This is a genomic window from Streptomyces sp. NBC_00306 (assembly GCF_036169555.1).
Taxonomy (GTDB): Bacteria; Actinomycetota; Actinomycetes; order Streptomycetales; family Streptomycetaceae; genus Streptomyces; species Streptomyces achmelvichensis.
Window position 1 is genome coordinate 3880137 of sequence record NZ_CP108032.1, and the last position, 12026, is coordinate 3892162.

The window sequence follows — 12026 nt, forward strand, 5'->3', positions numbered from 1 at the left end:
TCGGATCTACCCTGACGTAGGACTTACCCTCGTGCCCAACCGGACCTCCCCACCCCTTCCCCTGCCACAAGCGACGGGGAGACCCCAAGGGGGTCCTCCACATCCGCCGCTTCGTACTTGGGAGTCACCACAGTGACCGATCTGACCGGCGCGCCCGTCCCCGTCGATGTCCTGCACACCCTGTTCCGGTCGGACCAGGGCGGCCACGAGCAAGTCGTGCTGTGCCAGGACCGCGCCTCCGGCCTCAAGGCCGTCATCGCCCTCCACTCGACCGCCCTGGGCCCCGGCCTGGGCGGCACCCGCTTCTACCCGTACGCCTCGGAGGCGGAGGCCGTCGCCGACGCGCTGAACCTCTCCCGCGGGATGTCGTACAAGAACGCCATGGCCGGTCTCGACCACGGCGGCGGCAAGGCGGTCATCATCGGTGACCCCGAGACCCTCAAGAGCGAGGAGCTCCTGCTGGCGTACGGCCGGTTCGTCGACTCCCTCGGCGGCCGCTACGTCACCGCCTGCGACGTCGGCACCTACGTCGCCGACATGGACGTCGTCGCCCGCGAGACCCGCTGGGCCACCGGCCGCTCCCCCGAGAACGGCGGCGCGGGGGACTCCTCCGTCCTCACCGCCTACGGCGTCTTCCAGGGCATGCGCGCCTCCGCCCAGCACCTGTGGGGCGAGCCCTCGCTGCGCGGCCGCCGGGTCGGTATCGCCGGCGTCGGCAAGGTCGGCCATCACCTCGTGGAGCATCTGATCGAGGACGGCGCCGAGGTCGTCATCACGGATGTCCGCGAGGAGTCCGTACGCCGTATCCGCGACAAGCACCCGCAGGTCACCGCCGTCGCGGACACCGACACGCTGATCCGCTCGGAGGGTCTGGACGTCTACGCGCCCTGCGCGCTGGGCGGCGCGCTGAACGACGGCTCCGTCCCCGCACTGACCGCCACGGTGGTCTGCGGAGCGGCCAACAACCAGCTCGCCCACCCGGGCGTCGAGAAGGACCTCGCGGACCGCGGCATCCTCTACGCGCCCGACTACGTGGTGAACGCCGGCGGAGTGATCCAGGTCGCCGACGAGCTCCACGGCTTCGACTTCGACCGTTGCAAGGCCAAGGCGTCGAAGATCTTCGACACCACGCTGGCAATATTCGCACGTGCGAAGGAGGACGGCATTCCGCCGGCCGCCGCGGCCGACCGGATCGCCGAGCAGCGCATGGCGGACGCCCGCCGGAGCTGACCGCACGGACGCCGGCCCGCCGTATCGGGAGACAAGACTCACCCCGGTCGGCGGGTCGACCGCCAAGAAGAGGTTAAAATCGCAGTTGACCAGCGAGGACGGGGCTCCTCGCGGGTTCTGTGAAGTGGCACCTCATGCGGGCGGCGTACCGTATGGCCGCGGAAGCAGGTACCGTTGAAGCTCTACGGACCGGTCTCTCCACGGAGAGCCCGTTCCGACTCATGAACGCGTGTCAAGACTCTGGGGCCGTCGAGCCCCGTCACCGAGGGGGTCGAGCCATGGGGCGCGGCCGGGCCAAGGCCAAGCAGACAAAGGTCGCCCGCCAGCTGAAGTACAACAGCGGCGGGACTGATCTGTCGCGTCTGGCCAACGAGCTGGGCGCTTCCACTCCGAGTCCGATTTCGAGCCAGCCGCCGAACAGCGAGCCGTTCGAGGACGACGACGAGGAAGACGACCCGTACGCACGGTACGCGGATCTGTACAACGACGACGAGGACGAGGACGAAGAGTCCGGCCCGTCGTCGCAGCGCCGCGGCGCTTGACGTCGTCACCACCGACCCGGTCCGGGGCCCGCCCCGGACCGGGTTCTGTGCTGTTCAGCTCGCGTAGTCGCCGGTGAGCTCCGCCCCGGTGGTCCGGTCGCCGCGCTCGGTGATCTCTCCGGTCACCCAGGCGTCCACACCGCGGTCCGCGAGCGTGGTCAGCGCCGCGCCCACCGATGCCTCGGGGACGACGGCGATCATGCCCACGCCCATGTTCAGCGTCTTCTCCAGCTCCAGCCGCTCGACTTGGCCGGCCGTGCCGACGAGGTCGAAGACCGGACCCGGCGTCCAGGTCGACCGGTCGACGATCGCGTGCAGGTCGTCGGGCACGACGCGGGCCAGGTTGTTGGCGAGCCCGCCGCCGGTGACGTGGCTGAAGGCGTGCACCTCGGTGGTCCGGGTGAGGGCCAGGCAGTCCAGCGAGTAGATCTTCGTGGGCTCCAGCAGTTCCTCGCCGAGCGTGCGGCCGAACTCCTCGACCTGCTGGTCCAGCGACATGTTCGCCCGGTCGAAAAGGACATGGCGGACGAGCGAGTACCCGTTCGAGTGAAGGCCCGACGACGCCATGGCGATCACCGCGTCACCCTTACGGATACGATCCGGGCCCAGCACCCGGTCGGCCTCCACCACTCCGGTGCCGGCGCCGGCGACGTCGAAGTCGTCCTCGCCCAGCAGACCGGGGTGCTCGGCCGTCTCACCGCCGACCAGGGCGCAGCCGGCCAGCACACAGCCTTCGGCGATGCCCTTGACGATGGCGGCGACCCGCTCGGGGTGGACCTTGCCGACGCAGATGTAGTCGGTCATGAACAGCGGCTCGGCGCCGCAGACGACGAGGTCGTCGACGACCATGCCGACGAGGTCGTGGCCGATCGTGTCGTACACGCCCATCTTCCGGGCGAGATCGACCTTGGTGCCGACGCCGTCCGTGGCGGAGGCGAGCAGCGGACGCTCGTAGCGCTTGAGGGCGGAGGCGTCGAAGAGGCCGGCGAATCCGCCGAGGCCGCCCAGGCCCGCCGTCTCGGGGCGCTGGGTCTTCTTCACCCACTCCTTCATCAGCTCGACGGCGCGGTCGCCGGCCTCGATGTCGACACCCGCGGCCGCGTAGCTGGCACCGGTGCCCGCGTGCAGGGCACGCTCGGAAGATTCAGCAGACATTGCCGGAGAACTTTCGTGTCGTTGAGCGGGGTCTCACGGGCGACGGAGCGCGTCGGCGGCGTCGGCGCCGCCCGCAAGCTCGGTCTCCAGAAGCTGCTTGCCGAGCAGCTCGGGGTCGGGGAGGTCCATCGGGTACTCGCCGTCGAAGCAGGCGCGGCAGAGGTTCGGCTTGTCGATGGTCGTGGCCTCGATCATGCCGTCGATGGAGATGTAGGAGAGCGAGTCGGCACCCATCGAGGTGGCGATCTCGTCGACCGTCATGCCGTTGGCGATGAGCTCCGCGCGGGTGGCGAAGTCGATGCCGAAGAAGCAGGGCCACTTCACCGGCGGGGACGAGATCCGGATGTGGACCTCGGCGGCGCCGGCCTCGCGGAGCATCTTGACCAGGGCGCGCTGGGTGTTGCCGCGGACGATCGAGTCGTCCACGACCACCAGGCGCTTGCCCCGGATGACTTCCTTGAGGGGGTTCAGCTTGAGGCGGATGCCCAATTGGCGAATGGTCTGTGAGGGCTGGATGAAGGTACGGCCCACATAGGCGTTCTTCACCAGGCCGGAGCCGTAGGGGATGCCGCTGGCCTCGGCGTAGCCGATGGCGGCGGGGGTGCCGGACTCCGGCGTCGCTATCACCAGGTCCGCGTCGACGGGCGCTTCCTTGGCGAGTTTCCGGCCCATCTCCACACGGGAGAGGTAGACGTTCCGGCCGGCGATGTCGGTGTCGGGGCGCGCCAGGTAGACGTACTCGAAGACACAGCCCTTGGGCTTCGCTTCCGCGAATCGCTGGGTGCGGAGACCGTTCTCGTCGATGGCGATGAGCTCGCCCGGCTCGATCTCGCGGACGTAGCTCGCGCCGCAGATGTCGAGGGCCGCGGACTCGCTCGCGACGACCCAGCCGCGGTCCAGCCGGCCGAGGACGAGCGGGCGGATGCCCTGCGGGTCCCGGGCGGCGTACAGGGTGCCCTCGTCCATGAAGACGAGCGAGAAGGCGCCCTTGACGTCGGGGAGGATCCTGGCGGCGGCTTCCTCGATGGTCAGCGGCTTGCCGTCGTCGTCGACCTGGCCCGCGAGGAGCGCGGTGACGAGGTCGGTGTCGTTGGTCGCCGCGACCTGGGTGGAGCGTCCGTCCTGCCGGGGCAGATCGGCGACGAGCCCGGCGAGCTCGGCGGTGTTGACCAGGTTGCCGTTGTGGCCGAGCGCGATGGAGCCGTGGGCCGTGGCCCGGAATGTCGGCTGCGCGTTCTCCCACACGGAGGCGCCGGTCGTCGAGTAGCGGGCGTGACCGACCGCGATGTGTCCCCGCAGAGATCCGAGGGACGTCTCGTCGAAGACCTGCGAAACGAGGCCCATGTCCTTGAAGACGAGGATCTGGGAGCCGTTGCTCACCGCGATTCCCGCGGATTCCTGACCTCGATGCTGAAGGGCGTAGAGCCCGAAGTAAGTGAGCTTTGCGACCTCTTCGCCCGGAGCCCAGACACCGAAGACGCCACAAGCGTCCTGGGGGCCTTTCTCACCGGGGAGAAGATCATGACTGAGTCGACCGTCACCACGTGGCACGGCACCGAGTGTAGGCGAGATCGACCACTGGTCCGAATTGGGGACCACCCGGGTCTCTCGGTGACCGCACGGTCACCCGGTGGTGGCGTTCGCGGAGATGCCTTTTCCATTCGCCGCGGTGAGGGTGAGACCGCGGTGCTGAAGGTTGAACGTCACCTTTCCCTCGAGCGCCTTGCGCATGTGGTTCTCCACCGTGCCCGCGGTGCCGGCGCACATCTTCCGGGTGCTGGCCAGGCGGTCGAAGGTGATCGTCGAGCCGGAGACCTTCGCCGTGCTGCTGAAGGTGTTGCAGCCGAGGCTGCCGCGTACGGAGCCGTCCTTGGCGAGGGTGAAATAGGCGTTCTTCTCGGTGCCGGCCGGCAGGGACGTCGCGACATCGCCCGTGAGCAGCGAGTTCACCGTCCACTTGGTGCCCGCGAGGGGTGCGGCCGGCTCGGAGGTCAGGGTGATCGAGTCACCCTTCGGGGTGGTCAGGGTGAGGTTCTTGTCGACGAGCTTGGCCTTGAGCTTCCCGGTGAAGGCGTCCTTCATCGCCTCCTCGAAGCCCTGGATGTCCTCGGCGCAGCCCATCTCGGTCATCTCGCCCTTGCCGACGGTGACGGTGTCGCCCTCGACCTTCACGGCGGCGCCGAACTGGTTGCAGCCGTAGTTGCCCTGGGCGCGGCCCTTGTCGGTGATCTCGACATGCGCGCCGTTCGGGGCAACCGACTTCTTGCCGTCGACGGTGACGCTGTCGACGGTCCAGTGCACGCCGGTCAGGGGCAGGTCGGTCGTGACCGATCCGCCCCCGTCGCCGCCCGACCCGGAACCGGATCCCGATTCCGTGCCGCAGGCTGCGAGCGCGAGGAGGGCCAGGGCAGTGACAGGAATGCTCAGCTGGTTACGCATACCGATGTGACGGAGCACACCGCGCTCCGGTTCCCGCCCGTACGCCGGGCGGGCGTGCCTGCCCGGCTCAGCCGAGCACCGGCAGCAGCGCGGCGAGGTCGGCCCGCTCGCCGCTGGCGCTCACCTTCGCGGCATCGAGTGCCTCGGCCCAGCCGGTGCGTCCGGTGGCGAGCCTGATCCAGGTCAGCGGGTCGGTCTCGACGACATTGGGCGGGGTGCCCCGGGTGTGCCGGGGACCCTCGACGCACTGGACGACCGCGTAGGGCGGCACCCGGACCTCGACCGAGCCCCCGGGCGCCTTCACGGCGAGCGCGTCGGCCAGGAGCCGGGTGCAGGCGGCGAGCGCCTGCCGGTCGTACGGGATCGCCGTCCCGGCCGCGTCGTTCAGGTCGTCGGTGTGGACGACGAGTTCGACGGTGCGTGTGACGAGGAAGTCGCCGAGGCGCATGGCTCCGAACCGGGTCGGGATCAGCCGGTCGTCGGGGACCCCCGCAAGCGCCTCCTCGATACGCGTGGCCGCGTGCTCGTACAGCTCGTCGGTGGTGGCGCCGGCCACCAGTGCGCGGACGTCCTCGTCCACCTGGCCGGCGGCCGATGCCGTGGCGAACGGCCATTCCAGCAGGGCGACTTCCTGCCGCGCGGGCTCCGGCAGGGCGAGGTTGCGGGCGACGACGGCGACGGCCATGGACAGATGGGCGGCCAGCTCGCGCACCGTCCAGTCCCCCAGCCGGGTGGGCAGCTCCTGCTGCTCCGGCGTGAGCTTCGACACCCCGTCGCGTACGTGGCCGAACTGGGTCAGCACGGCCGTACGGATCTTGCCGGGGTCGTAGCTGCGGGTGCGCTTTCTGGCTGGTGGCATGGCCCGAGGGTAATCAATCGCCGTGCGTCGGCAGGGCTGTTTCTCCGGCCGGGGAAGTGGCCTGCGAAGGGTCCGGGGAGACGGCCTGCGAGGAGTCCTCCATGGACCCGGCGGTGAACGTCTCGCCGTTGCGCGGGACGCCGATGCCCCGCCACGCGAACGGGACGCCCCGGGCGGTGTCCAGGTCCGTCCCGTCCATCAGCTGGAAGTGGACGTGCGGCTCGCTGGAGTTGCCGGAGTTCCCGCAGCGGGCGATCTGCTGCCCGGCCCGGACGGTGTCGCCCGCGCGGACGCTCAGCGAACCGCGCTGGACGTGGGCGTACATCGCATAGGTGCCGTCGCCCAGGTCCAGGACGATGTGGTTGCCCACGACCCAGGAGGCACCGCCGATGTCCCGCACGCTCGCCTCCACGAGCAGCATGTAGACCAGCATCACGAGGGAGTTGCGGCTCAGATGGTCGCGCCGTCCGTCCGAGGCGTGCACGACGGTGGCGTCGGCGACCGCGAACAGCGGTGCGCCGAAGGCCGGGAAGGCGCTGTTGCGGCGGGCGAGCGGCCAGAGCCAGGCGAACGCGGGGCGCGCACCCTTCTCGGGCTCCGCGACGATGTCGATGGCGTACGTCTGACCGTAGCCGTGGACCCCGTGGCTCGGCACCTTGTCCGCCGGGCTGTTGAGCGCGGACCACCGGCCCGCGACCGGGGCCTCCACCTCGACGGCGGGCGGCCGGTGGGCGTGGACGCGGCGCGCGCGGCGGCTCAGCTCCACGACGATGGCGAGAGCGAGAGCGCCGGGCAGCCAGACCCAGTGCGGGGAGAAGGGCAGCTCCGTGACGAGGCTCGTGACAACCAGCGCGAAGAAGACGACCCAGCAGACCCGCTGGGTCACCATCAGCAGCTTCTGGACGGACATCGTCATCACCTCTCGTGGCGATCGGGGTGGTCGAGCGGTTCCTGCAATCGGACGGGGGCTTACGGGCGGGCCGCGGCGAGCGCGACCAGCAGGGGCACCACCCGCGCTCCCGGCACCTCGTAGCGGCCACGGCTCGCGGTGTGCAGCCAGCCCGCGGCGGTCAGCTGGCGCAGGTGGTGGTAGATCTGGCCGGTCGTGCCGAGCCCTTCGAGCTCGGTGAGCTCGGCCGCGGTGCGCCGGCCGCCGAGGATCTCGCGCAGCAGGCGGAGCCGTACGGCATGGCCGAGAGCGGCGAAGGAGTCCGCGGCGTCCGACCAGTCGCCGTCGAGCAGCTGCTCGCACAGCAGGCCGTACTGCCATTCGTACTGCTCCTGCGTCGGCAGCCGCACGGCCCCGGTGAACAGCACTCCCCCGCTCTGCGCGCCGGCCTCCGCGAGCTGCTCCTTGAGGCCCTCCAGCGCCCAGAAGTCGCCCTCGCCCAGCCGGGGTGCCGCGCGGTCCGCCTGCTCCAGGGCGGCGAGCCGGCGTTCCAGCGCGGCGACCCGTTCTTCCAGCTCCATGATGCCAACATACGTAATTACGTAATCTCCCGCAACGGTCGGACCGGTGTCCGGACACGACGGAGCCCCCGCCCCCGGAAGGGGGCAGGGGCTCAGCGGATGCTGCGGTCAGACCAGCAGACCCGGGATCGTCTCCTCGTGCGCCGTGCGCAGCTCGCTCAGCGCGATGCCGAACTCGCCCTGGACCTCGATCTCATCCCCGTCCACGACACCGATACGGGTCACCGGCAGACCTCGCGCACCGCACATGTCGGTGAAACGCAGCTCCTCGCTGCGCGGCACCGAGACGACCGCGCGCCCCGCCGACTCGCTGAACAGGAAGGTGAAGGCGTCCAGACCGTCGGGAACGACCAGCCGCGCACCCGTCCGGCCGCGCAGGCAGGACTCGACGACCGCCTGGATCAGACCGCCGTCGGACAGGTCGTGCGCCGCGTCGATCATGCCGTCGCGGGAGGCCGAGATCAGGATCTCGCCGAGCAGCTTCTCCCGGTCGAGGTCCACGGCCGGCGGCATACCGCCGAGGTGGTCGTGGACGACCTGCGACCAGGCAGAGCCGCCGAACTCCTCCTTCGTGTCCCCGAGGAGGTACAGCAGCTGCCCCTCCTCCGCGAACGCGATGGGCGTACGGCGCGTGACGTCGTCGATCACACCGAGCACCGCCACGACCGGCGTCGGGTGGATCGCCGTCTCACCGGTCTGGTTGTAGAGCGACACATTGCCGCCGGTGACCGGGGTGCCGAGCTGCAGGCAGCCGTCCGCGAGACCACGGGTGGCCTCGGCGAACTGCCACATGACGGCCGGGTCCTCGGGCGAACCGAAGTTCAGACAGTCGGAGATGGCGAGCGGCTTGGCACCGGAGGCGGCGACATTGCGGTACGCCTCCGCCAGCGCGAGCTGCGCGCCCGTGTACGGGTCGAGCTTGGCGTACCGGCCGTTGCCGTCGGTCGCCATGGCCACGCCCAGGTTCGAATCCTCGTCGATCCGGACCATGCCCGCGTCCTCGGGCTGCGCCAGGACGGTGTTGCCCTGCACGAAGCGGTCGTACTGGTCGGTGATCCAGGCCTTCGAGGCCTGGTTCGGCGAGGCGACCAGCTTCAGGACCTGCTCGCGCAGCTCCTGCGAGGTCGACGGCCGCGGCAGCTTGCCCGCGTCGTCGGCCTGGAGGGCGTCCTGCCACTCGGGGCGGGCGAACGGCCGGTGGTAGACCGGGCCGTCGTGCGCCACGGACCGCGGGGGCACGTCCACGATCTGCTCGCCGTGCCAGAAGATCTCCAGCCGCTCGCCCTCGGTCACCTCACCGATGACGGTGGCGATGACGTCCCACTTCTCGCAGATCTCCAGGAAGCGGTCGACCTTGTCGGGCTCGACCACCGCGCACATGCGCTCCTGCGACTCGCTCATGAGGATCTCCTCGGGCGAGAGCGAGGAGTCGCGCAGCGGCACGGTGTCCAGCTCGACCCGCATGCCGCCGGAGCCGGCGCTCGCCAGCTCACTGGTGGCACAGGACAGCCCGGCACCGCCGAGGTCCTGGATGCCGGCGACGAGGTGCTCGCGGAAGATCTCCAGCGTGCACTCGATGAGGAGCTTCTCCTGGAAGGGGTCGCCGACCTGGACGGCGGGGCGCTTGGCCGGGCCGGTCGCGTCGAAGGTCTCGGACGCGAGGACCGAGACACCGCCGATGCCGTCGCCGCCGGTGCGGGCGCCGTACAGGATGACCTTGTTGCCGGGGCCCGAGGCCTGCGCGAGGTGGATGTCCTCGTGCTTCATCACACCGATGCAGCCGGCGTTGACCAGCGGGTTGCCCTGGTAGCAGGCGTCGAAGACGACCTCGCCGCCGATGTTCGGCAGGCCCAGACAGTTTCCGTAGCCGCCGATGCCCGCGACGACACCGGGCAGCACCCGCTTGGTGTCGGGGTGGTCGGCGGCGCCGAAGCGCAGCGGGTCGACGACGGCCACGGGGCGGGCGCCCATCGCGAGGATGTCGCGGACGATGCCGCCGACGCCGGTGGCCGCGCCCTGGTAGGGCTCGATGTAGCTGGGGTGGTTGTGCGACTCGACCTTGAAGGTGACCGCGTAGCCCTGGCCGACATCGACGACGCCGGCGTTCTCGCCGATGCCGACGAGCATGGCGTCGTTCTCGGGGACCTTCTCACCGAACTGCTTGAGATGGACCTTGCTGGACTTGTACGAGCAGTGCTCCGACCACATGACGGAGTACATGGCGAGCTCGGCGCCGGTGGGACGGCGGCCGAGGATCTCGTTGATCCGCGCGTACTCGTCCTGCTTCAGGCCCAGTTCGGCCCAGGGCTGGTCGACGTCCGGCGTCTCGGTGGCGTGCTTGACGGTGTCGAGGGTCATGCGGTGACCAGCTTCTTGATGATCGAGGTGAAGAACGCGAGGCCGTCGGTGCGGCCGGTGCCGACCAGCGGCTCGACAGCGTGTTCGGGGTGCGGCATCAGACCGACGACATTGCCCTCGGCATTGGTGATGCCGGCGATGTCACGGAGCGAGCCGTTCGGATTGCCGTCGAGGTAGCGGAAGGCCACCCGGCCCTCGGCCTCGAGCTCGTCGAGGACCCGCTCGGCGGCGACGTAGCGGCCGTCGATGTTCTTCAGCGGTACGGAGATCTCCTGGCCCGCCTCGTAGTCGGCGGTCCACGCGGTCGTCGCGTTCTCCACCCGGAGCTTCTGGTCGCGGCAGATGAAGTGGAGGTGGTTGTTGCGCAGCATCGCGCCCGGCAGCAGATGCGACTCGGTGAGGATCTGGAAGCCGTTGCAGATACCGAGGACCGGCAGTCCCGCCCTGGCCTGCTCGATGAGCGTCTCCATCACCGGCGAGAAGCGGGAGATGGCTCCCGCGCGCAGATAGTCCCCGTAGGAGAAACCTCCGGCGAGGACCACGGCGTCGACCTGCTTGAGGTCCTTGTCGCGGTGCCAGAGGGTGACGGGCTCGGCGCCGGCGAGACGCACGGCGCGCAGGCTGTCCCGGTCGTCGAGCGTTCCGGGGAAAGTGACGACTCCGATGCGAGCTGTCACGACTCCACCTTTACGACGAAGTCCTCGATGACGGTGTTGGCGAGGAACGTTTCGGCCATCTCGTGGATGCGGGCGAGGGCGGCGTCGTCGACCGGCCCGTCCACCTCCAGCTCGAAACGCTTTCCCTGACGTACGTCCGCGATGCCGTCGAATCCGAGACGGGGCAGTGCGCGCTGAACTGCCTGTCCCTGGGGGTCGAGGATCTCGGACTTGAGCATGACGTCGACTACGACGCGTGCCACGGGCACTCCCGGTGGTGTGTTGCGAGGGCGGTTCCCTCAGCGTACCCGGCCGGAAAATCTACTCGCGTAGATATCCGGAGAACATCCTGGGTAACGCACGGAGAAAATCCAGGAAAAATATCCCGCCCGCCATTGCTCCAGACACGCGCATGTAATTGAGTGGGCTTCACAATGTGTCGTCGGCCGCTGTACAAAGGAATACAGAGGAAAGCAGCTTTGCCCCTCGGCAGCCGGAAAGTCGGTGGCACCGCATGTCAGAACGGGTGACACCGCAGGGAAAGGACCGATATCCGTGGCTCAGCGAGTAGTGGTCGCGCTCTTCGATGACATCGACGGCGGAGAAGCGGCGGAAACGGTCACGTTCGCCCTGGACGGGAAGTCGTACGAGATCGACCTCAATCCCGCCAATGCAAAGAAACTGCGCAAGGCGCTGGCCCCGTACGTCGCGGCCGGCCGGAAGCAGAGAGACGCCGGCAGACGCGGCAGGGCCCGCACCGCCTACACGCACACCTCGCTCGAGCCGGCCCCGGCCGCCGTACGGGCCTGGGCGCAGTCCAACAAGATGGACGTGCCCGCGCGCGGACGCATCCCGAAGGCGGTCTACGAGGCGTTCCGCGAAGCGAGTTGAGCGCCGCGCGCCGATCCGAGTTGCACAGCACCCCTGCTGTTCGGCTAGAGTCTGGAGCACGCCGAGGGGCGAGGCCGCAAGGCCCCACCTCACGCAGCGTGCGGGTGTAGTTCAGTAGTAGAACATCCCCCTTCCAGGGGGAAGGCGCAGTGTGCAATTCCTGTCACCCGCTCTCATCGCTTTACCGTCCTCTCGCGAGGATCGGGTAAGGTGATGCGGCACCGCCCAGTGAGAGCTGAGCGGGAGCAATGCGGACGTAGCTCAGTTGGTAGAGCGCAACCTTGCCAAGGTTGAGGTCGCCAGTTCGAACCTGGTCGTCCGCTCGGAAAGAAGGCCCTGGTCATCGACCAGGGCCTTCGTCGTCTTCCCGTACACGCCCGCCGGTTCCGGACCGCCTGCCGCGCCCATGACATTTGTCATCGGGGC

Annotated in this window: 12 protein-coding genes and 2 tRNA genes; 5 read left to right on the plus strand and 9 right to left on the minus strand. The window is 69.4% G+C overall.

The genetic code is table 11. From position 1 onward, the window contains the following. The first annotated feature begins 132 nt into the window (after positions 1 to 132). Both OHA05_RS17220 and OHA05_RS17225 read left to right on the plus strand, forming a co-directional pair. Positions 133 to 1230: a Leu/Phe/Val dehydrogenase gene (locus OHA05_RS17220; RefSeq protein WP_328861082.1), complete on the plus strand. Its 1098-nt coding sequence runs from the start codon at positions 133 to 135 to the stop codon at positions 1228 to 1230. Between the two features lie 278 nt (positions 1231 to 1508). Beyond that, complete coding sequence (locus OHA05_RS17225; RefSeq protein WP_313945468.1) at positions 1509 to 1772, plus strand: DUF3073 domain-containing protein; 264 nt, start codon at positions 1509 to 1511, stop codon at positions 1770 to 1772. A gap of 54 nt (positions 1773 to 1826) precedes the next feature. On the opposite strand, the gene purM is transcribed toward OHA05_RS17225, so the two are convergent. The 9 genes from purM to purS form a co-directional block, all read right to left on the minus strand. Beyond that, positions 1827 to 2927, minus strand: coding sequence for a phosphoribosylformylglycinamidine cyclo-ligase (gene purM, locus OHA05_RS17230; RefSeq protein WP_413777753.1), 1101 nt, complete (start codon positions 2925 to 2927; stop codon positions 1827 to 1829). Positions 2928 to 2960: 33 nt separating this feature from the next. Then, on the minus strand, positions 2961 to 4478 hold the full coding sequence (purF, locus tag OHA05_RS17235) for an amidophosphoribosyltransferase (protein WP_313945467.1): 1518 nt from the start codon (positions 4476 to 4478) through the stop codon (positions 2961 to 2963). 72 nt (positions 4479 to 4550) lie between these two features. Beyond that, positions 4551 to 5366, minus strand: coding sequence for an META domain-containing protein (locus tag OHA05_RS17240; RefSeq protein ID WP_328863415.1), 816 nt, complete (start codon positions 5364 to 5366; stop codon positions 4551 to 4553). 67 nt (positions 5367 to 5433) lie between these two features. Beyond that, positions 5434 to 6225, minus strand: a complete 792-nt coding sequence (locus OHA05_RS17245; RefSeq protein WP_313945466.1) for a maleylpyruvate isomerase family mycothiol-dependent enzyme — start codon at positions 6223 to 6225, stop codon at positions 5434 to 5436. A 13-nt stretch (positions 6226 to 6238) separates the two neighbouring features. Next, positions 6239 to 7135: a M23 family metallopeptidase gene (locus OHA05_RS17250; RefSeq protein WP_328861083.1), complete on the minus strand. Its 897-nt coding sequence runs from the start codon at positions 7133 to 7135 to the stop codon at positions 6239 to 6241. A gap of 59 nt (positions 7136 to 7194) precedes the next feature. After that, entirely contained in the window at positions 7195 to 7695 is a 501-nt protein-coding gene (locus OHA05_RS17255; RefSeq protein ID WP_328861084.1) for an ArsR/SmtB family transcription factor, read from the minus strand. Positions 7696 to 7803: 108 nt separating this feature from the next. Then, a complete protein-coding gene (purL, locus tag OHA05_RS17260) occupies positions 7804 to 10053 on the minus strand; it encodes a phosphoribosylformylglycinamidine synthase subunit PurL (RefSeq protein ID WP_313945463.1) in 2250 nt (749 codons plus the stop codon). Continuing rightward, positions 10050 to 10730 (minus strand): phosphoribosylformylglycinamidine synthase subunit PurQ, encoded by a 681-nt coding sequence (gene purQ / locus OHA05_RS17265; RefSeq protein WP_313945462.1) that lies wholly within the window; start codon positions 10728 to 10730, stop codon positions 10050 to 10052. Before purQ ends, purL begins: the two co-directional genes overlap by 4 nt. After that, the gene (gene purS / locus OHA05_RS17270) at positions 10727 to 10972 is read right to left on the minus strand and encodes a phosphoribosylformylglycinamidine synthase subunit PurS (RefSeq protein ID WP_313945461.1); all 246 of its coding nucleotides are present in this window, start codon (positions 10970 to 10972) and stop codon (positions 10727 to 10729) included. The genes purQ and purS overlap by 4 nt, the downstream gene beginning before the upstream one ends. Positions 10973 to 11264: 292 nt before the next feature. On the opposite strand from purS, the gene OHA05_RS17275 reads away from it, so the two are divergent. The 3 genes from OHA05_RS17275 (at position 11265) to OHA05_RS17285 (ending at position 11923) form a co-directional block, all read left to right on the plus strand. Next, positions 11265 to 11600 (plus strand): histone-like nucleoid-structuring protein Lsr2, encoded by a 336-nt coding sequence (locus tag OHA05_RS17275; protein ID WP_313945460.1) that lies wholly within the window; start codon positions 11265 to 11267, stop codon positions 11598 to 11600. A gap of 100 nt (positions 11601 to 11700) precedes the next feature. Further along, positions 11701 to 11772, plus strand: a tRNA-Gly gene (locus tag OHA05_RS17280). Positions 11773 to 11850: 78 nt separating this feature from the next. After that, positions 11851 to 11923: transfer RNA gene (locus OHA05_RS17285), tRNA-Gly, on the plus strand. The last annotated feature ends 103 nt before the right edge of the window (positions 11924 to 12026 follow it).

Excerpts from the sequence above, each read along its gene's own strand:
- OHA05_RS17225 (WP_313945468.1), top strand. The coding sequence starts at position 1,509 with ATGGGGCGCGGCCGGGCCAAGGCCAAGCAGACAAAGGTCGCCCGCCAG.
- purM (WP_413777753.1), bottom strand. The coding sequence starts at position 2,927 with ATGTCTGCTGAATCTTCCGAGCGTGCCCTGCACGCGGGCACCGGTGCC.
- OHA05_RS17240 (WP_328863415.1), bottom strand. The coding sequence starts at position 5,366 with ATGCGTAACCAGCTGAGCATTCCTGTCACTGCCCTGGCCCTCCTCGCG.
- OHA05_RS17245 (WP_313945466.1), bottom strand. The coding sequence starts at position 6,225 with ATGCCACCAGCCAGAAAGCGCACCCGCAGCTACGACCCCGGCAAGATC.
- OHA05_RS17250 (WP_328861083.1), bottom strand. The coding sequence starts at position 7,135 with ATGTCCGTCCAGAAGCTGCTGATGGTGACCCAGCGGGTCTGCTGGGTC.
- OHA05_RS17255 (WP_328861084.1), bottom strand. The coding sequence starts at position 7,695 with ATGGAGCTGGAAGAACGGGTCGCCGCGCTGGAACGCCGGCTCGCCGCC.
- purL (WP_313945463.1), bottom strand. The coding sequence starts at position 10,053 with ATGACCCTCGACACCGTCAAGCACGCCACCGAGACGCCGGACGTCGAC.